This is a genomic window from Pseudomonas kermanshahensis (assembly GCF_014269205.2).
GTDB classification, from domain to species: Bacteria; Pseudomonadota; Gammaproteobacteria; order Pseudomonadales; family Pseudomonadaceae; genus Aquipseudomonas; species Aquipseudomonas kermanshahensis.
Window position 1 is genome coordinate 3,017,046 of the sequence record NZ_JABWRY020000001.1, and the last position, 22,738, is coordinate 3,039,783.

The 22,738-nt window shown below is 63.6% G+C and carries 19 protein-coding genes and 1 riboswitch; of the genes, 12 read left to right on the top strand and 7 right to left on the bottom strand.

Annotation, left to right across the window (positions count from 1 at the left end):
- Positions 1–12: 12 nt before the first annotated feature.
- Positions 13–1,206, top strand: coding sequence for an MFS transporter (locus HU764_RS13755; RefSeq protein WP_186702677.1), 1,194 nt, complete (start codon positions 13–15; stop codon positions 1,204–1,206).
- Here HU764_RS13755 and HU764_RS13760 read toward each other — a convergent pair.
- A complete protein-coding gene (locus HU764_RS13760) occupies positions 1,168–2,214 on the bottom strand; it encodes an alpha/beta hydrolase family protein (protein ID WP_186702678.1) in 1,047 nt (348 codons plus the stop codon). The two genes, HU764_RS13755 and HU764_RS13760, sit on opposite strands and share 39 nt — an antisense overlap.
- 197 nt (positions 2,215–2,411) lie before the next feature.
- On the opposite strand from HU764_RS13760, the gene yghU reads away from it, so the two are divergent.
- The 4 genes from yghU (at position 2,412) to HU764_RS13780 (ending at position 6,794) form a co-directional block, all read left to right on the top strand.
- Entirely contained in the window at positions 2,412–3,251 is an 840-nt protein-coding gene (gene yghU, locus HU764_RS13765; protein WP_186702679.1) for a glutathione-dependent disulfide-bond oxidoreductase, read from the top strand.
- A 137-nt stretch (positions 3,252–3,388) separates the two neighbouring features.
- Positions 3,389–5,095: an amidase gene (locus HU764_RS13770; RefSeq protein ID WP_186702680.1), complete on the top strand. Its 1,707-nt coding sequence runs from the start codon at positions 3,389–3,391 to the stop codon at positions 5,093–5,095.
- Positions 5,096–5,168: 73 nt separating this feature from the next.
- Positions 5,169–5,861: a helix-turn-helix transcriptional regulator gene (locus HU764_RS13775; RefSeq protein ID WP_027594837.1), complete on the top strand. Its 693-nt coding sequence runs from the start codon at positions 5,169–5,171 to the stop codon at positions 5,859–5,861.
- Positions 5,862–5,876: 15 nt separating this feature from the next.
- Positions 5,877–6,794: a pyridoxal-phosphate dependent enzyme gene (locus tag HU764_RS13780; protein WP_186676560.1), complete on the top strand. Its 918-nt coding sequence runs from the start codon at positions 5,877–5,879 to the stop codon at positions 6,792–6,794.
- A 95-nt stretch (positions 6,795–6,889) separates the two neighbouring features.
- Here HU764_RS13780 and HU764_RS13785 read toward each other — a convergent pair whose 3' ends face one another.
- Positions 6,890–7,348, bottom strand: a complete 459-nt coding sequence (locus tag HU764_RS13785; protein ID WP_186702681.1) for a metallophosphoesterase family protein — start codon at positions 7,346–7,348, stop codon at positions 6,890–6,892.
- 202 nt (positions 7,349–7,550) lie between these two features.
- On the opposite strand from HU764_RS13785, the gene HU764_RS13790 reads away from it, so the two are divergent.
- The 4 genes from HU764_RS13790 to HU764_RS13805 all read left to right on the top strand — a co-directional run bounded on the left by HU764_RS13790 (position 7,551) and on the right by HU764_RS13805 (position 12,689).
- Entirely contained in the window at positions 7,551–8,648 is a 1,098-nt protein-coding gene (locus HU764_RS13790) for a carboxynorspermidine decarboxylase (protein WP_186676554.1), read from the top strand.
- 31 nt (positions 8,649–8,679) lie between these two features.
- On the top strand, positions 8,680–9,924 hold the full coding sequence (locus tag HU764_RS13795; RefSeq protein WP_186702682.1) for a saccharopine dehydrogenase family protein: 1,245 nt from the start codon (positions 8,680–8,682) through the stop codon (positions 9,922–9,924).
- A 144-nt stretch (positions 9,925–10,068) separates the two neighbouring features.
- The gene (locus HU764_RS13800) at positions 10,069–10,449 is read left to right on the top strand and encodes a RidA family protein (protein WP_099429500.1); all 381 of its coding nucleotides are present in this window, start codon (positions 10,069–10,071) and stop codon (positions 10,447–10,449) included.
- 239 nt (positions 10,450–10,688) lie between these two features.
- The gene (locus HU764_RS13805) at positions 10,689–12,689 is read left to right on the top strand and encodes a peptidase U32 family protein (protein ID WP_186702683.1); all 2,001 of its coding nucleotides are present in this window, start codon (positions 10,689–10,691) and stop codon (positions 12,687–12,689) included.
- 189 nt (positions 12,690–12,878) lie between these two features.
- Here HU764_RS13805 and HU764_RS13810 read toward each other — a convergent pair whose 3' ends face one another.
- Positions 12,879–14,201, bottom strand: a complete 1,323-nt coding sequence (locus HU764_RS13810; RefSeq protein WP_186676548.1) for a sigma-54 dependent transcriptional regulator — start codon at positions 14,199–14,201, stop codon at positions 12,879–12,881.
- A 342-nt stretch (positions 14,202–14,543) separates the two neighbouring features.
- Between HU764_RS13810 and HU764_RS13815 the strand changes: the two genes are divergently transcribed.
- Positions 14,544–14,810 carry a hypothetical protein gene (locus HU764_RS13815; RefSeq protein WP_013972506.1) on the top strand — a complete coding sequence of 89 codons (267 nt, stop codon included), beginning with the start codon at positions 14,544–14,546 and terminating at the stop codon, positions 14,808–14,810.
- A gap of 129 nt (positions 14,811–14,939) precedes the next feature.
- Here HU764_RS13815 and HU764_RS13820 read toward each other — a convergent pair whose 3' ends face one another.
- Genes HU764_RS13820 through cobW form a run of 4 tightly spaced genes read right to left on the bottom strand, consistent with a single transcriptional unit; the run spans position 14,940 to position 21,452 of the window.
- Entirely contained in the window at positions 14,940–15,554 is a 615-nt protein-coding gene (locus tag HU764_RS13820) for a vWA domain-containing protein (RefSeq protein ID WP_225935652.1), read from the bottom strand.
- A gap of 53 nt (positions 15,555–15,607) precedes the next feature.
- Positions 15,608–16,618 carry a magnesium chelatase ATPase subunit I gene (locus HU764_RS13825; protein WP_186702684.1) on the bottom strand — a complete coding sequence of 337 codons (1,011 nt, stop codon included), beginning with the start codon at positions 16,616–16,618 and terminating at the stop codon, positions 15,608–15,610.
- A gap of 1 nt (position 16,619) precedes the next feature.
- Complete coding sequence (gene cobN / locus HU764_RS13830) at positions 16,620–20,381, bottom strand: cobaltochelatase subunit CobN (RefSeq protein WP_186702685.1); 3,762 nt, start codon at positions 20,379–20,381, stop codon at positions 16,620–16,622.
- Between the two features lie 3 nt (positions 20,382–20,384).
- Positions 20,385–21,452 (bottom strand): cobalamin biosynthesis protein CobW, encoded by a 1,068-nt coding sequence (gene cobW / locus HU764_RS13835; protein WP_099429505.1) that lies wholly within the window; start codon positions 21,450–21,452, stop codon positions 20,385–20,387.
- Between the two features lie 100 nt (positions 21,453–21,552).
- A riboswitch (cobalamin riboswitch) is annotated at positions 21,553–21,766 on the bottom strand.
- Positions 21,767–21,877: 111 nt separating this feature from the next.
- Here cobW and HU764_RS13840 point away from each other — a divergent pair.
- Together HU764_RS13840 and HU764_RS13845 are read left to right on the top strand one after the other, a co-directional pair.
- Complete coding sequence (locus HU764_RS13840; protein ID WP_027594825.1) at positions 21,878–22,255, top strand: glyoxalase superfamily protein; 378 nt, start codon at positions 21,878–21,880, stop codon at positions 22,253–22,255.
- Positions 22,252–22,602 (top strand): hypothetical protein, encoded by a 351-nt coding sequence (locus tag HU764_RS13845; protein WP_186702686.1) that lies wholly within the window; start codon positions 22,252–22,254, stop codon positions 22,600–22,602. The genes HU764_RS13840 and HU764_RS13845 overlap by 4 nt, the downstream gene beginning before the upstream one ends.
- Positions 22,603–22,738 lie beyond the last annotated feature (136 nt).

Here is a 22,738-nt window from a genome sequence, read left to right on the forward strand (position 1 = left end):
GCGAAAGAGCCCATGACCGCGCAACAGCCCGCCCCCGCCAGCAATACCTCCAACGTCACCCTGCAGATCCTGTCGATCGTCTTCTACACGTTCATTGCCTTCCTCTGCATCGGCCTGCCGATTGCGGTGTTGCCCAGCTATGTGCATGACCAGTTGGGCTTCGGCGCGGTTGTCGCCGGGATAACGATTGGCCTGCAGTACCTGGCCACCCTGCTGAGCCGCCCCTTTGCCGGGCGGGTGGCGGACACGCTGGGCGGCAAGCAGGCGATTCGTTTCGGCTTGCTCGGCATTGCCAGTTGCGGGGTGCTGACGCTGTTGTCGGCCTGGACCCTGAGCGTGCCGTTACTGAGCCTGGCGCTATTGCTGGGCGGGCGCCTGCTGCTGGGCATCGCCCAAGGGCTGATCGGCGTGGCCACCTTGAGCTGGGGCATCAGCCAGGTTGGGCCGGAGCACACCGCCCGGGTGATCTCGTGGAACGGTATCGCGTCTTACGGCGCCATCGCCATTGGTGCACCGGTCGGCGTGCTGGCCGTGGATGGCCTGGACTTCAGCGTGCTGGGGCCAACCTTGCTGGTGCTGGCGCTGCTGGCCATGCTGGTGCTGCGCAAACGCCCGGACGTGGTGGTGGTACGGGGCGAGCGGCTGCCCTTCTGGTCTGCGTTCGGCCGCGTTGCGCCCTGTGGCCTGGGGCTGACACTGGCGTCGATCGGCTATGGCACGCTGACCACGTTCGTCACCCTTTATTACCTGGAACGTGGCTGGGCCGGTGCAGCCTGGTGCCTGAGCGCCTTCGGCGTGTGCTTTATCATTTCGCGGCTGTTGTTCGTCAATGCGGTCAACCGGTTTGGCGGCTACAACGTGGCAGTGGTGTGCATGGCCACCGAAGTGGTCGGCCTGGGACTGCTGTGGCTGGCACCCTCGCCGCCTTGGGCGTTGGCGGGTGCCGGGCTCACAGGGTTTGGCTTGTCGCTGGTGTACCCGGCACTGGGCGTAGAAGCCATCAAGCAGGTGCCTAGCAGCAGCCGCGGCGCTGGGTTGGGGGCTTACGCAGTGTTTTTCGACATGGCCTTGGCCATCGCCGGCCCGGTGATGGGCGCGGTGGCAGTGCACCTGGGCTATGCCTCTATCTTCTGCGTTGCCGCCCTGCTCGCCTTGGCAGGCGTCGGCTTAACGCTGCTTCTGGCGCGGCGCAGCCGACGCAGCTGAGCGCTCATCCGGTAGCGGTGCGCTGAGGGCCTGGCTGAAGAACGCTGCGGTGTCGCGTTGCAACGAGTGATGAATATGGCGGCGGTCAACGCCTTCGGCATCCTTGCACAGCGCCGGCATACGGGCGTGTTGTTCTTCGTCGCAGCGCGCCATGAACACGAAATGCCCTGCGCCGGCCAGCAGACGATAATCCGGCGTGACGGGCAGTTTGCGCGACAACGCTTCGGCATTGCGGTCCACGGCCACCAGTTGGTCGCTGTCGCCGCTGTAGATCAGCACCGGGATGCGCACACTGGCCAGCGCATGGCGGCCAAACAGCAGGCTCAGCGGCGCCATCAGCATCGCCGCGCCCACCCGTGAATCGGCCTTCGGTGCCAGCTCGCTGCGGTCGGCAATCAGCACGCCATGGGTCTTGCAGGCGTCGCCATCGCTGGGGCGCTCAAGGCAGTACTGGCGCAGGCGGTCCAGGTCGGGTTGCGCACCCGAGACGATCAGCGCCGTTTCGCCCCCGGCCGAATAGCCGATGACACCTACCTTGCCATCATTCAGGTAGGGCCCAAGCAGCGCGTCGTTACGGGCAGCCGTGATCGCGGCGCTGACTTGCAGCGGCCGGCCATACAGGTTGCTCAAGGTACCCAGGCGACTGTGATCGCGGGCGTTGTCCCCCGGGTGCACCACCGCCACGACCACAAAACCCTGCCGTGCCAGCGCGGTGGCCAGGTAATGCAAGGCCAGCGGGCTGCCGGTATTGCCGTGGGAGAGCACCAGTAAAGGGAACTGCCCCAGGGCCACCGGCGCCTCTTCGGCGACGTCGAGCGGATAGCCGTCGATGCGCATGTTATGGGGCACACCTGTCGCCGGGTAAAACGCCAACGCTTGCATCGGGCGATCATCGACAGGGTCGGCCAGGGTCATGTGGTGCAGGCCGGCGACCCAAGGCGCGGCCTGGGCGTGGGCCAACAGGCCGCCGAGCAGGACCAGCGCCAACACGCTGCGAGTGATGTTCATCGCCAGCCGTTCCGAGCAGGGTCAGAGATAGCGCCAGCATAGAGCCGCCGACGCCAAGGGCAGATGAAAACTGGATGAAACCCTGCATGCACGCAACGCCCGCGCCCAATGCAATTGCGCTTTTCCGAGAACCCATGGCATAGATGCAGGTCAATCGCTTTACCTGACCCTTTCGCGACCTTGAAGGAGCACCCTGCATGAGCAAGCACCCTTACGCCCCACCCAAGGTCTGGCGCAATGACGCAGCCTCCGGTGGCCAGTTCGCCAGCATCAACCGCCCGGTAGCCGGCCCGACCCATGACAAGGCGCTGCCAATGGGCAAGCACCCCTTGCAGTTGTATTCGCTGGCCACGCCCAATGGCGTGAAGGTGAACATAGCCCTTGAAGAGTTACTCGCCCTGGGCCACAGCGGCGCTGAATACGACGCCTGGTTGATCCGCATCGGCGAGGGTGACCAGTTTTCCAACGGCTTCGTGCAGGTCAACCCCAACTCGAAGATCCCTGCCCTGCTCGACCGCAGTGTCGAGCCACCGGTACGGGTATTCGAGTCGGGCTCGATCCTGTTGTACCTGGCGGAAAAGTTCGGTGCGCTATTGCCCACGTCTGCCGCTGCACGTACCGAAAGCCTGAACTGGCTGTTCTGGCAGATGGGCGCGGCGCCTTACCTGGGCGGCGGCTTTGGCCACTTCTACGTGTACGCCCCGGAAAAGTTCGAATACGCCATCAACCGCTTCACCATGGAAGCCAAGCGCCAACTGGATGTGCTCGACCGCCGCCTGGCCGAAAGTCGTTATTTGGGCGGCGATGAATACAGCATCGCCGATATCGCCGTGTGGCCTTGGTATGGCGAGCTGGTGCGCGGCAATCTTTATGGCGCAGCAACGTTTCTGGCGGTGCACGAATTCACCCACGTGCAGCGTTGGGCCGAAGAGATCGCCCAGCGGCCCGCCGTGCAACGTGGGTCACGGGTCAATCGCACCTGGGGCGATGAAGCCAGCCAAGTACCAGAACGGCACTCGGCGGCCGACCTGGATTGACCGTTCGGGGCCGCCTCGCGGCCCCGACAATGCTCGCCTGCATAAAACCATTTGCCCCTGCGCAAACCTGCGTCCGGCAATGCCTTCTTGTACACTCCTCGCACTAGCCCCCACCTGCAAAACTTTTTGGTGAACGCATGATCGAGGTAACCGAGGTTTCCATTGCCGAGCTGCGCGACGCACTCGAGTCGGGCCGCACGACGGCGGTCGAGCTGGTCAAGGCCTACCAGGCGCGCATCGACGCCTACGATGGCGCCGACACCGCTACCGCACTGAACGCCGTGGTGGTACGCAACCCAGACGCACTGAAGGAGGCTGAAGCCTCCGACGCCCGCCGCGCCAAGGGCCAGCCCCTGAGCCCGCTGGACGGCATCCCCTACACAGCCAAGGACAGCTACCTGGTCAAGGGCCTGACTGCGGCTTCCGGCAGCCCGGCCTTCAAAGACTTGGTCGCCCAGCGCGACGCCTTCACCATCGAGCGCCTGCGCGCCGCCGGTGCCGTGTGCCTGGGCAAGACCAACATGCCGCCCATGGCCAACGGTGGCATGCAGCGGGGCGTCTATGGCCGCGCCGAAAGCCCATACAACGCTGCCTACCTGACTGCGCCCTTCGCCTCTGGCTCGTCCAACGGTGCCGGCACCGCGACGGCCGCCAGCTTCAGTGCCTTTGGCCTGGCCGAGGAAACCTGGTCCAGTGGCCGTGGCCCTGCATCGAACAACGGCCTGTGCGCCTACACCCCTTCGCGTGGGGTGATCTCGGTGCGTGGCAACTGGCCGCTGACCCCGACCATGGACGTGGTGGTGCCTTATGCCCGCACCATGGCCGACCTGCTGGAAATCCTCGACGTGGTGGTTGCCGACGACGCCGACAAGCGCGGCGACTTGTGGCGCCTGCAACCTTGGGTACCGATCCCGGCCGCCTCTTCGGTGCGCCCGGCGTCGTACCTGGACCTGGCTGTGGATGCCAGCGCGCTCAAGGGCAAACGCTTTGGCGTGCCGCGCATGTACATCAATGCCGACCCAGAAGCTGGCACCTCCGAGAAGCCGGGTATCGGTGGCCCAACCGGCCAGCGCATCAACACCCGCGACAGCGTCATCGACCTGTGGCAACAAGCGCGCCAGGCGTTGGAAGCGGCAGGTGCCGAAGTGCTCGAAGTGGACTTCCCTCTGGTCTCCAACTGCGAAGGCGACCGCCCTGGCGCCCCGACCGTGTACAACCGCGGCATCGTCAGCAAGGCATTCCTCCATGACGAACTGTGGGAGCTGTCGGGCTGGGCCTTTGACGACTTCCTGCGGGCCAACGACGACCCCAAGCTCAACCGCCTGGCCGATGTCGATGGGCCGAAGATCTTCCCGCACGACCCCGGCACCCTGCCCAACCGTGAGGACGACCTGGCCGCCGGCATGGACGAATACGTCAACATGGCCAAACGCGGCCTGAAGACCTGGGACCAGATCGAAACGCTGCCCGACGGCCTGCGCGGCCTGGAGAAAACCCGCAAGCTGGACCTGGAAGACTGGATGGACACCCTGGGCCTGGACGCGGTGCTGTTCCCGACCGTGGCCGACGTAGGGCCAGCGGATGCTGACGTCAACCCGGCTTCGGCCGACATTGCCTGGAGCAACGGCATCTGGGTGGCCAATGGCAACCTTGCGATCCGCCACCTGGGCGTACCGACCGTCACCGTGCCCATGGGCGTAATGGCTGACATCGGCATGCCGGTGGGGCTGACGTTCGCCGGCCGCGCCTATACCGACAATCACCTGTTGAGCTTCGCCGCGGCCTTCGAGGCCACTGGCTCGCGCCGCATGATTCCACCGCGTACGCCAGCACTGGGCAAGTAAACGCGCCCCTCACATCGCCATTTTCAACGTATTGTGTAAAAATGCACAAACCGTTGAATTTGGCGATGCATTCATGCCGCTCTCTCCCCCTGAAGAACGTCAGCTCACCCTCACCGTTCTCAAGGCCGCTATCCAGGCCTTGGGCAGCGTTGCCGCGCGCAACATGGAAATCCTCCTGCACGACCTCGACCACCCGGAACACTCCGTGGTGGCAATCGTCAACGGCCACCTTTCTGGCCGTGTGGTCGGCAGCCCAATCCTCGCCGCGCCGGAACAGGACCTAGGCTTCAAGGCCCTGATGCGGGCCACCGTGGAACAGCGCGGCTGTGCGCCTGTGGTCTTGCCGGATTACCCGACCACGCTCAAGGGCCGCACCCTGCGCAGCGCCACGGCCATTTTCCGCGACAGCACCGGCCACCCGTTCGCCAGCCTCTGCATCAATACCGACGTTACGGGGCTGGACGCTGCGATGAATTTTCTGCAGCAGCTGCAGCCCCTGAGCGACTCGCCAGCGGTCAGCGAACCCGCCGACATGGCGCTATTGATGAGCGAAATCATCCAGGGCGCGCTGCAACGCAGCGGCCAAGGCCGGATGACCAAGCAGGCCAAGGTCGACGCGGTGCGGGTCATGCAGGAGCGTGGCTTGTTCATCGTCAAAGGCGGCGTGGAAAAGGCTGCCAGCGCCCTTGGGGTGACCCGCTACACCGTTTACAACTACCTGGAGCAGTTGCGTGGCGAACAGCCGGCAGCGGCTCGTGAAGACTGACGCTTGGAGCTAACGATGACTTTGCATATACAGACGCCGCTGATCGAATCCCGCCCGCTTTCGCTGGCGTCAGGCTGTACCGTTTGGCTCAAGCTTGAGGCAGTGCAGCCTTGTGGTTCGTTCAAGCTGCGTGGCGTGGGCCATGCCTGCGAAGTCCACCATGCCAGGGGCGCGCGCCATTTTGTGTCGTCGTCCGGGGGTAACGCCGGGCTGGCGGTGGCGTATGCCGGCCGCAAACTAGGGGTACCGGTGACCGTGGTGGTACCCGAGACTACCACCGAGCGCGCCAAGCAACTGTTGCGCCTTGAAGGCGCCAAGGTGGTGGTGCATGGCAGCTCCTGGCAGGAGGCCAACGAGCTGGCCCAGACCCTGCTCGGCAGCGGCGATGCGTTCATTCACCCCTTCGACGACCCACTGCTGTGGGCAGGACATGCCAGCCTGATCGACGAAGTTGCCGCCACCGGGCTTAAACCCGATGCGGTGGTGCTGTCGGTCGGCGGAGGCGGATTGCTCAGTGGCGTAGTCGAAGGGCTGACACGCAATGGCTGGGATGATGTACCCGTGCTGGCAGTGGAAACCACCGGTGCCGCCTCGCTGCACGCAGCGGTGCAAGCAGGCCACCCGGTTGAACTGGAGCGCCTCGCCTCGGTGGCCACCTCCCTGGGTGCGAAGCGCGTTGCTGATCAGGCATTGGAATGCGCGCGTAACCATCCGCTGCACAACCATCTGGTCAGCGACCGTGCCGCGCTGGAAGCCTGCGAGCGATTCTTGCTCGATCATCGGGTATTGGTGGAGCCCGCGTGTGGGGCTGCATTGGCGGTAGCTTACGAAGCCAAGAAATTGGCCGAGTACAACAATGTGCTGATAGTGGTTTGCGGGGGCGCCACGGCGACACTGGCGCAGATTCAGGATTGGTTGAAGCAGGTCGATTGAGGTTACCTGTTCCGGCCCTTTCGCGGGCAAGCCCGCTCCCACAGGAATAACTCTGACCTGTAGGAGCGGGCTTGCCCGCGAAGGGGCCGGGGCAGTCAATCGAGCAAGGGAATGATGTTGGCGACTAACGCTTCTCCCTCTATTTCAATTACCGCCACCGTCACGGGCAATATGAACCGTCGCGGCCCGGCGCTTCCGGGATTCAGGTACAGCAGCCCGTTCCGCCAGTCGATCAGCGGCTTGTGCGAATGCCCGGTGATCACCACTCGCACAGCTTCATCGAGCTTGGCCGGCACATCGGCGATGTCATGCACCAGGAGTGCCTGCAAGCCCCCCATGTCGAAGCTCAGTTGATCGGGCAAGTCCGCCGCCCAAGGCCATTTCAGGTCATTGTTGCCGCGCACCACCCGTACCGGCGCCAGTGCCTCCAGCACCTCCAGTACGTCCGGTTTGCCGATATCACCGGCATGCACGATCAGCGCACAACCGACCAGCGCATCAACCGCCTCTGGGCGCAATAAACCGTGGGTGTCGGCGATCACGCCAATTTTCATGCCTGCGTTCCTGGTCCAATGGGGTGGATAGAAAAAACTCTCGTGAGATCAAGATAGTCACACAGGCCTGTTCTAATGAGCCTCACGCACCTGGGAAAATTCCAGCGGGCCTGACGAAAAGCGCATCTCGCCCTTTCGATCTGTAGCGAGTGAAGGCACAATGCGTGTCCTTTTTTTGGCCGGCCTTGCCGGGGGCCTTTAAATGATCAAGACGCCGTACTACCTCATCGATAAAACCAAGCTGCTGGGCAACATGGAGAAGATCGCGTACGTGCGCGAGAAGTCCGGTGCCAAGGCGCTGCTCGCCCTCAAGTGTTTCGCGACCTGGTCGGTGTTCGACCTGATGCAGCAATACATGGACGGCACCACCTCTTCGTCGCTGTTCGAGCTCAAGCTCGGCCGCCAGAAATTCGCAGGCGAAACCCACGCCTACAGCGTTGCCTGGGCCGACGACGAAGTCGAGGAAATGCTCGAGAACTGCGACAAGATCATCTTCAACTCGATCGGCCAACTGCAACGCTTCGCCGAACAGTCCGAAGGCAAGGTCCGCGGCCTGCGCGTCAACCCGCAAGTCAGCAGCTCCGACTACCTGCTCGCCGACCCGGCACGCCCGTTCAGCCGCCTCGGTGAGTGGGACCCGGAGAAGATCGAGAAGGTCATCGAGCAGATCTCCGGCTTCATGTTCCACAACAACTGTGAGAACGGTGACTTCAGCCTGTTCGACAAGATGCTCACGCACATCGAAGAGCGCTTCGGCCACCTGCTGCACAAGGTCGAGTGGGTCAGCCTCGGTGGCGGCATCCACTTCACCGGTGAAGACTATGCAGTCGATGCGTTTTGCGCGCGCCTTAAAGCCTTCTCGCAAACCTACGGCGTGCAGGTGTACCTGGAACCGGGCGAAGCCGCCATCACCAACAGCGCCTCGCTGGAAGTGACCGTGCTCGACACCCTGTACAACGGCAAGCACCTGGCCGTGGTCGACAGCTCGATCGAAGCGCACCTGCTCGACCTGCTGATCTACCGCCTCAACGCCAAGATGGCCCCCAACGATGGCGAGCACACCTACATGGTCTGCGGCAAATCGTGCCTGGCCGGTGACATCTTCGGCGAGTACCAATTCGATCGTCCGTTGGCCATTGGCGACCGCCTGTCGTTCATCGACACGGCCGGCTACACCATGGTCAAGAAAAACTGGTTCAACGGTCTAAAAATGCCATCCATCGTGGTCAAGCAGCTCGACGGCAGTGTCGAGGTGGTGCGCGAGTTCGGTTTCGAAGACTACGTTTCCAGCCTGTCGTAAGACCGGCTTTCAGTAAGGAGCAAGGGATAAATTGAAGAAGAACGTTCTTATCATTGGTGCAGGAGGTGTCGCCAAGGTGGTGGCCCACAAGTGCGCGCAGCATAACGACGAACTCGGTCGTATTGCCATTGCGTCGCGGAACATCTCCAAATGCCAGGCCATCATCGACAGCGTCAAGGCCAAGGGTAGCCTCAAGGTACCCGCCGACATCCAGGCCTTCTCGCTCAACGCCCTCGATGTCGAGGCGACCAAAGCACTGATCCGCGAGACCGAATCGCAGATCGTGATCAACGTGGGCTCTGCCTTCCTCAACATGTCGGTGCTGCGTGCCTGCATCGATACCGGTGTCGCCTACCTGGACACCGCGATTCACGAAGAACCGGGCAAAATCTGCGAGACGCCGCCCTGGTACGGCAACTACGAGTGGAAACACCTCGAAGAGTGCCAAGAAAAGAACATTACCGCCATTCTCGGCGTCGGTTTCGACCCGGGTGTGGTGAACAGCTACGCAAAACTTGCGCAGCAGCAATACTTCGACAGCATTGATTCGATCGACATCCTCGACGTCAATGCCGGTTCGCATGGCAAGTACTTCGCCACCAACTTCGACCCGGAAATCAACTTCCGCGAGTTCACCGGGCAAGTATGGAGCTGGCAGAACAGCCGGTGGACCAGCAACACCATGTTCGAGGTCAAGCGTACCGACGACCTGCCCGTAGTAGGTTCGCAAAACCTGTACCTGACCGGCCACGATGAAGTGCACTCGATTTCGAAGAACCTCAACGTGCCGAACGTGCGCTTCTGGATGAGCTTCGGCGAGCACTACATCAATGTGTTCACCGTGCTGAAAAACCTCGGCCTGCTCTCCGAGCAACCGGTCAAGACCGCCGAAGGCCTGGAAGTGGTGCCGTTGAAAGTGGTCAAGGCCGTGCTGCCAGACCCAGCCTCCCTGGCCCCGGGCTACACCGGCAAGACCTGCATCGGTGACCTGGTCAAGGGCACCAAGGACGGCCAGCCGCGCGAAGTGTTCATCTACAACGTGGCGGATCACGAAGAAGCTTTCGCCGAGACCGACAGCCAAGGTATTTCCTACACCGCCGGTGTACCGCCAGTGGCTGCCGCCCTGCTGGTCGCCCGTGGCGAGTGGGATGCCAAGCGCATGGTCAACGTCGAAGAACTGCCAGCCGAGCCGTTCCTCAAGGCGCTGGACGTGATGGGCCTGCCGACTCGCGTCAAAGATGAGAAAGGCGATCGTCCTTGGGACGCTGAAGCCTAAGCAACATAAAACAGGGCGCCTATCAGGCGCCCTGTTTTTTTGGCATGTGCCAGTGGTACCTGCGGCAGCGCCCTAACGACTCGACCCCTGCCGCCTGCTCGCGTACGCTTGCCGCTTTCCTTCCGTAGCAAGGCAAACGCGCCCATGGCAAACACAGATATCATCTACACCCCCGATCCGGACGCCGATTCCATTTCGTCCGACGTCGCCGAATACAACGGTGTGCTGGTCTCCACCCAGATCCCCACCCGCGCCGATGGCAGCCTCGAGCTGGGCGACATCGTTGCGCAGAGCGAATGCACCCTGCAGGCGCTGAAAGTAGCCCTGGAAAAAGCCGGCAGCGGCATGGACCGCGTGCTGCACCTGACCATCTACCTCACCGACATGGCTGAACGTGCAGCGTTCAACGAGGTGTACCAGCGCTTCTTCAGCAAGCCATGGCCCGTGCGCGCCGCCGTTGGCGTGGCCTCGCTGGCGGTCGAAGGCATGCGCGTGGAAGTCACCGCGATGGCTGCCAAACGCTGATTACGCCAGCTCATGCATGCCCCATGTAGGAGCGGCCTTGCGTCGCGAAAGGGCTGCGAAGCGGCCCCAGATTCGGTGCACTCACAAAGACAGCTGGGGCCGCTCCGCGACCCTTTCGCGACGCAAGGCCGCTCCTACACCTCCAGGTCGCGCCGCCTCTGGGCAGCGTAGGGATGCCACCAGCCCGTTTCACCGCTACAATGCCCGCCTAAACCGTGACCGCCCGAAACTATAACGACATGTCCCTTCCAAAGAATCACCTGGAACTGCTCAGCCCTGCCCGTGACGTGGCCATCGCTCGCGAAGCGATCCTGCACGGCGCTGATGCCATCTATATCGGCGGCCCGAGCTTCGGCGCGCGCCATAACGCCTGCAACGAAGTCAGCGAAATCGCCGAACTGGTCGAGTTCGCCCGTCGCTACCATGCACGCGTGTTCACCACCATCAACACCATCCTCCACGACAACGAGCTGGAGCCGGCGCGCAAGCTGATCCATCAGCTCTACGACGCGGGCGTCGACGCCTTGATCGTGCAGGACCTGGGGGTGATGGAGCTGGACATCCCACCGATCGAGCTGCACGCCAGCACCCAGACCGACATCCGTACCCTAGAGCGCGCCAAGTTCCTCGATCAGGCGGGCTTCTCGCAGCTGGTACTGGCCCGTGAGCTGAACCTGCAGCAGATCCGCGCCATTGCCGCCGAAACCGACGCCGCCATCGAGTTCTTCATTCACGGTGCGCTGTGCGTGGCCTTTTCCGGCCAGTGCAACATCTCCCACGCCCAGACTGGGCGCAGCGCCAACCGTGGCGACTGCTCACAAGCCTGCCGCCTGCCCTACACCCTGAAGGATGACCAGGGCCGCGTGGTGGCCTTCGAGAAGCACCTGTTGTCGATGAAGGACAACAACCAGACCGCCAACCTGCGCGACCTGGTCGACGCTGGCGTGCGCTCGTTCAAGATCGAGGGCCGCTACAAGGACATGGGCTATGTGAAGAACATCACGGCCCACTACCGCAAAGAGCTCGACGCCATCCTCGAAGACCGCCCGGACCTGGCCCGCGCGTCAAGTGGCCGCACCGAGCACTTCTTCGTCCCAGACCCGGACAAGACCTTCCACCGCGGTAGCACCGACTACTTCGTCAGCGACCGCAAGATCGACATCGGCGCGTTCGACTCGCCAACGTTCACCGGCTTGCCGGTGGGCGTAGTGGAAAAGGTCAACAAACGCGACATGCTGGTCACCACTGACGTGCCGCTGACCAACGGCGACGGCCTGAACGTGCTGGTCAAGCGCGAGGTGGTGGGGTTCCGCGCCAACATTGCCGAACCCCGTGGCGAGTTCGAGGAAGACGGCCAGAAGCGCTATCGCTACCGCGTCGAACCCAACGAAATGCCTGACGGCCTGTACAAACTGCGGCCAAATCACCCGCTGTCGCGCAACCTCGACCACAACTGGCAACAGGCCTTGCAGCGCACGTCGGCCGAACGCCGAGTGGGTGTGGAATGGCACGCGGTGCTGCGCGAGCAGCGGCTGATGCTCACCGTCAGCAGCGAGGAAGGCGTCAGCGTGCAAGTGGCCCTGGACGGCCCGTTCGGCGCGGCCAACAAGCCGCAACAGGCGCTGGACCAACTGCACGACCTGTTGGGCCAACTGGGTACCACCCAGTACCACGCCAACGCCATCGAACTGGATGCCCCACAGGCGTATTTCATCCCTAACTCCCAGCTCAAGGCCCTGCGCCGTGAAGCCATCGAGGCGCTGACCGCTGCTCGGGTCAAGGCGCATCCGCGCGGCGGTCGTAAAGCTGAAACCACGCCACCTCCGGTGTACCCGGAGTCGCACCTGTCGTTCCTGGCCAACGTTTACAACCAGAAAGCGCGCGATTTCTACCACCGTCACGGCGTGCAGCTGATCGACGCGGCCTACGAGGCCCATGAAGAGCACGGCGAAGTGCCGGTGATGATCACCAAGCACTGCCTGCGCTTCTCGTTCAACCTGTGCCCCAAGCAGGCCAAGGGCGTGACCGGCGTGCGCACCAAGGTGGCGCCGATGCAGCTGATTCAGGGCGACGAAGTGCTGACCCTGAAATTCGACTGCAAACCGTGTGAAATGCATGTGGTCGGCAAGATGAAAAGCCACATCATCGACCTGCCGCCCCCCGGCAGCGCGGTGGCCCAAGTAGTTGGCCATATCAGCCCGGAAGACCTGCTCAAGACCATCCCGCGCGCACCGCATTGATCGCACCCTTGTAGGAGCAGCCTTGTGCTGCGAAGAGGCCGGCGGCAGCATCCGAGATCTTAGGTACTGCCACCGCCCTCCCTTGTAGGAGCAGCCTCGTGCTGCGAAGAGGCCGGCGGCAGCATCCGAGATCTTAAGTGCTGCCACCGGCCTCTTCGCAGCTCAAGGCTGCTCCTACACAGGCAGGCGTCAACGAATCTGGTGCTTGTGCAGCAGCCGATAGAATGTCGGCCGCGAGATCCCGAGTACTTTCGCAGCGATGCTCAAGTTGTCGCTGTGCCGGTTAAGCACATCACACAAAGCCTGGCGCTCTGCCCGGTGCTTGTACTGCTCCAGGGTACCCAGCGGCGGCTGCTCTTGCTCGATCTGCAAGCCCAGGTCCTGCGCCTCGATCTGCCGCCCTTCTGCCAACACCAGCCCGCGCCGCACTCGGTTGGCGAGCTCACGCACATTGCCCGGCCAGTCATGCCGGCCCATGGCCGCCAACGCATGGTCACTGAACGAGCGCGGCCTGCGCCCGGTCTCCAGGCTGTAGAAATGGGCAAAATGGCTGGCCAGCATCGACAGGTCACCATGCCTGTCTCGCAGTGGCGCCGTCACCACCTGCAACACATTCAGCCGGTAATACAGGTCCTCGCGAAAGCGGCCCTGTTCGATGGCTTTTTCAAGGTCCACGTGGGTCGCCGCCAACACCCGCACATCCACGGGGATAGGCTGGCTGCCACCGACCCGTTCAATGTGTTTTTCCTGCAGAAAGCGCAGCAGGTTGGCTTGCAGTTCCAACGGCAAGTCACCCACCTCGTCCAGGAACAAGGTACCGCCATGCGCCGCCTCTATTCGCCCGGCCTTGCGCTGATGCGCACCGGTAAAGGCACCCTTCTCGTGCCCAAACAGCTCGGACTGGATCAGGTGCTCGGGTATCGCCCCGCAGTTGATCGCGATGAATGGCTGATCGTGCCGCTGCGACTGCCGATGCAGGGTGCGCGCCACCAGCTCCTTGCCTGTGCCACTCTCGCCACGGATCAAAACCGGCGACTCGGTGGGCGCCAGTTTCCCCAACAGCTTGCGCAACTCGCGGATCGGCCGGCTCTCACCCAGCAACTCGTGAACCGAGTCATCCACCCGCACCGCACCCTTGCCACGCAGCCGCGCCATGCCGAAGGCACGCCCGAGGGTAACCTGAACGCGGGAAACGTCGAACGGCAAGGTATGGAAGTCGAAAAACCACTCGCAGACAAAATCACCGACGTTCTGCATGCGCAACTGCTCGGCGCTGAGCACGGCGATCCACTCGGTATTGCTGCGCTTGATCATGTCCTTGACTGCGTCGGGATGGCGCAGGTGCGATGCCTGCAGCCGCAGCAGGCCGACATCGCAGGCGTGGTCTAGAGCAGCACCGAGCATACAACTGTCCACATCCCAGCCGGCACTGCGCAGGCCTGGCAATAAACGGTGGCAGTCGTCGCAGGGGTCGACGATGAGCAAACGGCGTTGGGAAGCGGGTTGCTGCATGACCGTTCCTTGGCGCCAGAGTTTGGTTTTGTGAAGTAAAACAGCAAGTTGTGGCGCCCAATTAACAGTAGCAACGAACTTGACGGTGCCCAGTACCGTCTGTCTGCCGAATCATTTTTTTACAAACCCTGACGGGAATTTTCGCACTTTATCGACATCCCATGGCGGCGCAGGCAAGAACGGATTCAACCCTGACACAAATTTTTACACCCAATGTGTGACTTGCCCCCGGACAACGAGCATCAGTACACATAACCCCGCGCTGCATATCGCGATGATTGAGGCGAATTTATAGCAACGCGGACTTCACTTCGATGTTTGGGACCATAGAGAGACCGAACCATGAATGCCCCGCTCCGTGTCAACGAAGCACTGCTGATTGCCGACCACGCCTTCGAACCTTTCCAGTGCGTAGCCTGGGATGCGCCCAATGGTACTGGTGAATTGAGCCTGGCAGTGATCGACCGGACCAGCACCCGCATCGGCAGCAAGCAAGTGTCCTCGCGCATTTATTCCGACCCTGCGCAATGGGCCAGCCTGATCGAGGAAGTGCGCGCCGAGCTGTGCGAAAAAGGTTATGACCTGCAACCGTGGTCGATGCCGAAGTAATTGCGATTGCCCCTCCAAGTGCGTGCCCTGCCACGCACTTGTGCAACTTCTCAGTTGCTGCCGCTGCAACTTTTCTTATTGCGACACCTTATTGCGACATTGTGTCGCAGTATCACGCCGCACTGTTATTCAATCCACGACCTTGAAGTGCTCCAGGTGCTGATAATCGGCCTGCAGTTGCGCAGCCAATTGTTGCGCACGGCCCAGACGAACGGGCGCCAGCTCCATGTCGACCAGTAACGTGGCACAGCCCATCGGTTGCACGTTATCCGAGTGCTGCAGCCGACCGTCGGTAAATACCAGGCAGCGCACAGCTTCATGAGGGTGAGCCTGCTGCCGCGCCTGCAGCCACTGCCGCGCTTGCTCCAACGCGGCGATCAACGGTGTACCGCCCCCTGCCCCCAGTGCTTGCAACCAGGGCTGCAAGGCCGCCGAGGCCTTGAGGCCGTGTCGCTGCCACTGCGGCGTCTGCCCGCTCGCTGTCAGCAGGGCCAACCGCGCCCGCTGACGGTATGCCTGGTCGAACAACGCCGCCAGCAAACCTTTGGTCTGCGCCAGCGCCTGGTGACGGCGGGTTGAGGCCGAGGCGTCGACGATCACCAGCCACAGTTCGCCAGGCTGAGCCTTGCGCTGTTGCCAGCACAGGTCTTCACGCAGCCGTGGCCGCCCCTTGAGCAAAGTCGGCAGCCAGGCTACTCGGCCCGAAGTGGTGCTGTGTACACGGCCACGGCTGGCGCCTTTCAACTGCCCTGCACGTGGCCTGGCATCCGTCCCTTGGGCTTTTCGCTGGCGGATGCTCAGGGCTTTTTTGCCCAGTTCGGCACCTCACGGCGCGCACCACTGGTCACTGGCTGTGGTGGCAGCGCGCCCCAGTCACCCTGCCCGCCTTGGCTGCCCTGGCTGTTTGCGCTCTGCTGCCCCGTCTCAGGCGGTGTCGAAGGCGGCGGCTGCTGGGGCGATACACGGCGGCGATGGCGCAAAGCGAACTCGGCCACCGCCTCGACATCGGCTTCATCAATGGCCTCGCCGCCGCGCCAGGCACAGTGCGCGCGTGCTGCGCGCAGCCAGACCAGGTCCGCCCGCAGGCCATCGACCCCGGCGGCGTAGCAGCGCTCGGTGATCCAGGCCAGGGCCTGGTCGTCCAGGGCAATCTGGGCGAGGTCGTGGCGCGCCTGCTGGCAGCGCTCGCGCAGTTGCGCCTGGGCAGTTGCCCATTGCGCGCAGAAGGCCTGGGGGTCGCTGTCGAACGCCAGGCGGCGGCGGATGATCTGCTGGCGCGCCTGAGGCTCCGGCAAGCCTTCGAGGGCCACATTCAAGCCAAAACGGTCAAGCAGCTGCGGTCGCAACTCGCCTTCTTCTGGGTTCATGGTGCCAATCAGCACAAAACGCGCGCTGTGCCGGTGCGAGATGCCATCACGTTCGATGCGGTTGGTGCCGCTGGCGGCCACGTCGAGCAACAGGTCGACGAGGGTATCGGGCAACAGGTTGACCTCGTCCACGTACAGCACGCCGCCATCGGCCTGGGCCAGCACACCGGGTGAAAACTGGGCCTTGCCCTGCCCCAACACAGCGTCCAGGTCGAGGGTGCCGACCAAGCGCTCTTCACTGGCGCCCAACGGCAGCGTGACGAACGGCCCCTCGCCGAGCAGGTCGGCGAGACCACGGGCCAAGGTACTCTTGGCCATGCCGCGCGGGCCTTCAATCAGCACGCCCCCGATCTTCGGGTCGATGGCGGTCAGGCACAGGGCCAGTTTCAGCGCGTCGGCACCGACCACGGCGGCCAGCGGAAATTGTACGGGTTCACTCATTTCAAGCCTGTTCCTCGCCGTCGAGCAGTTGCGCCTCAAGGGCTTCGCGGTAATCGCCGGGCGCCTCCCACAGGCCGCGTTGCTGGGCCTCCAGCAGGCGTTCGGTGAGGTCGCGTAGCGCCTCGGGGTTGTGCTCGCGCATGAAATCGCGGGTCGCCGGGTCGAGCACGTAGGCATCGGCCAGCGACTGATAATGATGGTCGTCGATCAGGTGCGTGGTGGCATCGAAGGCGAACAGGTTGTCGACCGTTGCCGCCATCTCGAAGGCACCCTTGTAGCCATGGCGCTTTACCCCGTCGATCCACTTGGGGTTGAGCGCACGGGCACGAATGACCCGGTTGAGCTCCTCCTTGAGGGTGCGGATGCGCGGCCGATCGACCTGGCTGTGGTCGCCGTGGTAGCTGGCCACCGACGCGCCAGACAAGGTTTCCGAGGCGGCCAGCATGCCACCCTGGAACTGGTAGTAGTCGTTGGAATCGAGCAGGTCATGCTCGTGGTTATCCTGGTTCTGCAGTACCGCCTGGACCTGCCCCAGGCGGCGGGCGAACTGTTCACGGGCCGGGGTGCCTTCATCACTGCCGCCATAGGCGTACCCGCCATGGTTGAGGTAGACCTCAGCCAAGTCGTCACGGCTGTGCCACAAGCGGCCATCGATTGCATTCTGCACACCGGCACCGTAGGCACCGGGCTTGGCTCCGAATACCCGCCAGCCCGCTTGGCGCGCCGCCTGCTCAGGTTGCACGCCCTGCGCCTGCAGTGCCTCACGCTCACTGCGCACACGCGCTGCCAGCGGGTTGAGGTCATCAGGCTCATCCAGCGCCGCCACCGCTTGAACTGCAGCATCGAACAGGCGGATCAAGTTGCCGAACGCGTCGCGGAAGAACCCCGACACCCGCAAGGTTACGTCCACCCGCGGGCGGTCGAGCAGGCTCAGCGGCAAGATTTCGAAATCGTCGACCCGCTGGCTACCGGTAGCCCACACCGGGCGTACCCCCATCAGGGCCATAGCCTGGGCGATATCGTCGCCGCCGGTGCGCATGGTCGCGGTGCCCCATACCGATAGGCCCAACTGGCGCAGGTGGTCGCCATGGTCTTGTAGATGGCGCTCGAGAATCAGGCTCGCCGAGGCAAAACCCAGGCGCCAGGCCGTGCTGGTGGGCAGGTTGCGTACATCCACGGTATAGAAGTTGCGCCCGGTTGGCAGTACATCCAGGCGACCGCGGCTTGGCGCGCCACTCGGGCCGGCCGGCACGAAACGGCCGGCCAGGGCCGCCAGCAGGCCGTTGATCTCGGCCGCACCACAAGCATCCAGGCTCGGCGCCACCGCGTCACACAATGCCTGCACCACATCACGTACCGGTTGCCATTCGCTCAAGGCGGGCAGCACCAGCGTGCCGCCAAGCGCCTGCTCTATCACCTGCAAGGCCAGCAGCTCTAGGCGCTCGCGGGTATCGCCACAGGTGCGCCATGGCGCGTCGCTGATCGCCTGCAAAGGCCCGGGCCGCAGCCCCAGCCACGGCTGCCCAAGGTCGCAATCGAGCGGGTCGAAGCCCGGCACCAGCGCCTTGGCCAGTGCTCGCAACAGGCTGGCATTGCCTCCCCGGCCGTCACCGCGCTCCACACGCAGCAAGGCCAACAGGGTGTCCAAACGCAGCCGGCCCTCGGGCGACTGGCCAAACACGTGCAAGCCATCGCGAATCTGCGATTCCTTGAGGTCACACAGGTAGGTGTCCAGACGCGGCAGCCACACAGCGGCATCGTCCAGCTGCCCTTCCAGTTGCAGTTCCCGGTCGATGTGGTTGGCCTTGACCAGCTCAAGAATGTCGCGCTGCAGCTCGCGGGCACGCCGCGGGTCGAGCAGCTGCGCCTCGTAGAATTCGTCCGCCAGTTGTTCCAGGTGACGCAGCGGGCCATAGGTTTCGGCGCGGGTCAGCGGCGGCATCAGGTGGTCGATGATCACCGCCTGAGTTCGGCGCTTGGCCTGGGCGCCTTCACCTGGGTCGTTGACGATGAACGGGTAGATGTTCGGCAGCGGGCCCAGCAGCGCGTCTGGCCAGCATTGCGCAGACAACCCTACCCCCTTGCCAGGCAGCCACTCCAGGTTGCCGTGCTTGCCGACGTGGATCACCGCGTCGGCGGCAAAGGCATGGCGCAGCCAGAAATGAAACGCCAAGTACGCGTGTGGCGGCACCAGGTCAGGGTCATGATACACCGCACTCTGATCGACCTGATAGCCCCGCGCCGGCTGGATGCCGACGAAGGTCAGGCCGTAGCGCAAGCCCGCAACCATCAAGCGGCCACTGCGGTACATCGGGTCTTGCTCCGGGGGCCCCCAGCGCTCCAGCACTGCCTGGCGGTTGGCTTCAGGCAGGCGGGAAAACGCAGCCTGGTAGTCATCCAGGCTCAGGCTTTGCGCGCACGGGCGTTGGTCCAGGTGATCGAGGTCATTGGTCACACCGCCCAGCAACTGCTGGATCAACTGCGTGCCAGTGCCTGGCAGGCCCGCCAACGGATACCCTTCTGCCTGCAGTGCCTTGAGAATATTCAAGGCCGCTGCCGGCGTATCCAGCCCCACCCCGTTGCCAATCCGGCCGTCACGGGTCGGGTAGTTGGCCAACACCAAGGCTACGCGCTTCTGGCCATTGGCTAACCGGGCCAGCTCTACCCAGCGCCGAGCGAGCTCGGCGACAAAATCCATGCGCTCGGGGTGGGCGCGGTAACAGACTACGTCGGACTGGCTGCGCTCACTGCGCCAGGCCATGTCCTTGAAACTGACCGGGCGGGTGATGATTCGCCCGTCCAGCTCCGGCAAAACGATGTGCATGGCCAGGTCACGCGCGCCCAGGCCCTGCTCGCTGGCTTCCCACGCCGGTTGGTTGTCCTGCGCGCAAATGGCCTGCAACACCGGGATGTCGCGGCGGAACGGGCGCAGGTTGGGGCGTTCGGGGCTGGACAAGGCAAACCCCGTGGTGTTGATCAACACCTCCGCGCCGACTTCATCCAGCCAGGCTTCGACCTGTTCGAAGCAGGCGCTTTCCTTGAGGCTGGCCACGGCAATCGGCAAGGGGTTGAGCCCCGCCGCCAGCAAACGCTCGCAAAAGACGTCGATGAACGCGGTGTTGGCCGCTTGCAGGTGTGACCGGTAGAACAGCAACGGTGCCACCGGATGCTCCGGGTGCCAGTGCGCGTACCAGTCCTCAAGCAGCGCACTGCCTTTGGCCGGGTGATACACCGAGGTGCGTGGTAATGGCTGCGGCTCGTCCCACGCATAGTCACGGCCCAGCCACTGGTTGGCCAGGCAGTTGAACAGGTTGAGGGCGTTGGCCTTGCCGCCCTGGCGCAGGTAGTGCCAGAGGCGTTCGGCCTGATCGCCGGTCACGGTGCCTAGGCCGGTCAGCTCAGGGTCCGGCCGATCATCGCCCGGCACCAGGACCAGCTGCACGCCGCGGGCCGCCAGGGCGACCAGTTGCTCGACGCCATAGCGCCAGTAGCCAACGCCCCCGTGCAGCGACACCACAATGACCTTGGCATGGCGCAGCACCTCGTCGACATACAGGTCGACCGAGGCGTGGTTCTGTACCTGCATCGGGTTGGCCAGGCGCAGGCTGGGGTAGTCCTCGGGCAATTGCTCGGCGGTATCGGCAAGCAATGCCAGGTGTGAATCGCCGCTGCAGAGGATCACCAGTTCGGCGGGTGTCTGGCCGAGGTCGGCAATGCTGTCATCCGGCACGAAGCCGCCGGGCTGGGTCCGCAGCAGGTGCATGGGTCAGGCGCCCAAGGCCTGGCGCAGACGCGCTTCGAGCTGCACGGCATCCAGGTCCTGACCGATCAGCACCAGGCGCGTGATACGCGGCTCGTCGGCACGCCAGGCGCGGTCGAAGTGCTTGTCGAAGCGGGTACCCACGCCTTGCACCAGCAGGCGCATCGGCTTGCCCGGGATGGCGGCGAAACCTTTGGCGCGCAGGATGCCGAACTCGACCACCAACTGGGTCAGGGCATCGAGCAACAGGCTTTCGTCGGCTTCTGGCAGGTCGATGGAGATCGAATCGAAGGCGTCGTGGTCATGATCGTCGTGATCATCGCCATCGTGGTGTGAATCGTGGTGGGTACGGCGGCCATCGATGTGCACCTCGGACTCGGCGCCCACGCCCAGCAGTACGTCCAGTGGCAGACGGCCGCTGCTGGCCTCGATCACCTTGACGGCGGGCGGCAGCTCCTCGGCCACCTCGGCGCGGACCTTGGCCAGGCCTTCGGCGTCGATCAGGTCGGCCTTGTTCAGCACCACCAGGTCGGCACTGGCCAACTGGTCAGCGAACAGTTCGTGCAGCGGCGACTCGTGGTCCAGGTTCGGGTCCAGCTTGCGCTGTGCGTCCACCTGGTCTGGGTAGGCGGCAAAGGTGCCGGCCGCCACAGCCGGGCTGTCGACCACGGTAATGACCGCATCGACGGTGCAGGCGTTACGGATTTCTGGCCACTGGAAGGCCTGTACCAACGGCTTTGGCAGCGCCAGGCCACTGGTTTCGATGAGGATGTGGTCAAGGTCGCCACGGCGTGCGACCAACTCGCGCATGACTGGGAAGAACTCTTCCTGCACGGTGCAGCACAGGCAGCCATTGGCCAGCTCGTACACGCGGCCGCTGGCCTCTTCTTCGGTGCAACCGATGCTGCACTGTTTGAGGATCTCGCCATCGATGCCCAGTTCGCCAAATTCATTGACGATCACCGCGATACGGCGGCCTTGGGCGTTGTCGAGCATGTGGCGAAGCAAGGTGGTCTTGCCCGAACCGAGGAAGCCGGTAACGATGGTGACGGGGAGTTTGGCCAGTGTTTTCATGTCGCGATGCCCTTGGCAAGATGGCGCGGGCATGCAGGACGAAAGCCACGGGCCAGGTCGGCCGGGCTTGTTCGCCACCGGATCACCCCGCCCGGTTGAAAGTCGAAATCGCCTCGAGGCAGGTCTCCTGGCTCGCACCGTACCTGCCGTGCTTTGAATAACAGGGCTGGAGGGCGCGACGCCTTCCCGCGCGCTTGCGCAGTGGCTGTGTCGGCCCGTTGTCGGTGCTTACAGTTGCGGGGGCAGCCGCGGCTTGTACCGCGTTCCCGTCTTAGCTTCGGCCTGGCCGAAGAACCTCGAAGTGGCAAGGCTACGCAGTGGCTGGCAGGTGGTCAACCATTGCCGTCGGCCATTGCGCGACAGACGCACAAGCAACGGCGCATCTACGCTACAGTTGCACCTTTATCAACGGCCAAGGACGCCCTATGCCGCTCGCCCCCGCCATCCCGGTACTGCGTATTTTCTCGGTCGAAAAAGCCAAAGAGTTCTACCTCGACTTCCTCGGCTTCAGCCTGGACTGGGAACACCGCTTCAGCCCGGACCTGCCCCTGTACGCGCAAATCCACCGCGATGGGCTGATCCTGCACCTAAGCGAACACCACGGCGATGCCACCCCGGGCTCGACCGTGTTCGCCCGCCTCGACGACCTACGCGCCCTTGAGCGCGAACTGCAGGCCAAACGCTACGGCTACGCCCGCCCCGAAGCCGAGCGCCTGGACTGGGGCCTGCAGATGCAGGTCCATGACCCGTTTGGCAACCGCCTGCGCTTCTGCCAGCAAATCGATGATGAGGCCGCGCAATGAAGGCCATGGGTAAGCGCGAAATGGCCCGTGTGGAGCGTGAGCTGGTGGTTTGCCTGACGGAGGCCTGCGAAACGGCCAAGGCAGGGTTCACCTGGCTCACCCATCACCTTGACCCCGACAGTTTTCCTGCCAGCCTGCGCATTACCTGGGTATTTGAGCGCGAGGCAGACAAAGCTGCAGCGCTGGCTGGGGTGGCCAAAGCGCGGATGCTGGCGTTGACCTGTCAGGCGCTTGATGAAGTGGGGATACGGCTGGATCACCCGGCCTGGCATGTGCGCTTTGACAGTGAAGAGGCTTGTAGCCGTAGCCACGGCGGGGATTGGGGCAAGCGGTTGCGGGGGCGTTGATCTTCGCCGCCTATGAGATCGAGCGCCGCCCGCGCAGCGCTCGATCTCATAGGCGCTGAAAAACCCAAGGCCTACACCTCCCTCCCCCCACCCAATCGCACGCTGTTTCGTGACTGGCCGTTCCCGATCCGCGACG

Excerpts from the sequence above, each read along its gene's own strand:
- HU764_RS13815 (WP_013972506.1), top strand. The coding sequence starts at position 14,544 with ATGAATGCCCCGCTCCGTGTCAACGAAGCACTGCTGATTGCCGACCAC.
- HU764_RS13775 (WP_027594837.1), top strand. The coding sequence starts at position 5,169 with ATGCCGCTCTCTCCCCCTGAAGAACGTCAGCTCACCCTCACCGTTCTC.
- HU764_RS13805 (WP_186702683.1), top strand. The coding sequence starts at position 10,689 with ATGTCCCTTCCAAAGAATCACCTGGAACTGCTCAGCCCTGCCCGTGAC.
- cobN (WP_186702685.1), bottom strand. The coding sequence starts at position 20,381 with ATGCACCTGCTGCGGACCCAGCCCGGCGGCTTCGTGCCGGATGACAGC.
- yghU (WP_186702679.1), top strand. The coding sequence starts at position 2,412 with ATGAGCAAGCACCCTTACGCCCCACCCAAGGTCTGGCGCAATGACGCA.
- HU764_RS13770 (WP_186702680.1), top strand. The coding sequence starts at position 3,389 with ATGATCGAGGTAACCGAGGTTTCCATTGCCGAGCTGCGCGACGCACTC.
- HU764_RS13790 (WP_186676554.1), top strand. The coding sequence starts at position 7,551 with ATGATCAAGACGCCGTACTACCTCATCGATAAAACCAAGCTGCTGGGC.
- HU764_RS13800 (WP_099429500.1), top strand. The coding sequence starts at position 10,069 with ATGGCAAACACAGATATCATCTACACCCCCGATCCGGACGCCGATTCC.
- cobW (WP_099429505.1), bottom strand. The coding sequence starts at position 21,452 with ATGAAAACACTGGCCAAACTCCCCGTCACCATCGTTACCGGCTTCCTC.
- HU764_RS13840 (WP_027594825.1), top strand. The coding sequence starts at position 21,878 with ATGCCGCTCGCCCCCGCCATCCCGGTACTGCGTATTTTCTCGGTCGAA.
- HU764_RS13785 (WP_186702681.1), bottom strand. The coding sequence starts at position 7,348 with ATGAAAATTGGCGTGATCGCCGACACCCACGGTTTATTGCGCCCAGAG.
- HU764_RS13780 (WP_186676560.1), top strand. The coding sequence starts at position 5,877 with ATGACTTTGCATATACAGACGCCGCTGATCGAATCCCGCCCGCTTTCG.
- HU764_RS13845 (WP_186702686.1), top strand. The coding sequence starts at position 22,252 with ATGAAGGCCATGGGTAAGCGCGAAATGGCCCGTGTGGAGCGTGAGCTG.
- HU764_RS13825 (WP_186702684.1), bottom strand. The coding sequence starts at position 16,618 with ATGAGTGAACCCGTACAATTTCCGCTGGCCGCCGTGGTCGGTGCCGAC.
- HU764_RS13755 (WP_186702677.1), top strand. The coding sequence starts at position 13 with ATGACCGCGCAACAGCCCGCCCCCGCCAGCAATACCTCCAACGTCACC.
- HU764_RS13810 (WP_186676548.1), bottom strand. The coding sequence starts at position 14,201 with ATGCAGCAACCCGCTTCCCAACGCCGTTTGCTCATCGTCGACCCCTGC.
- HU764_RS13760 (WP_186702678.1), bottom strand. The coding sequence starts at position 2,214 with ATGAACATCACTCGCAGCGTGTTGGCGCTGGTCCTGCTCGGCGGCCTG.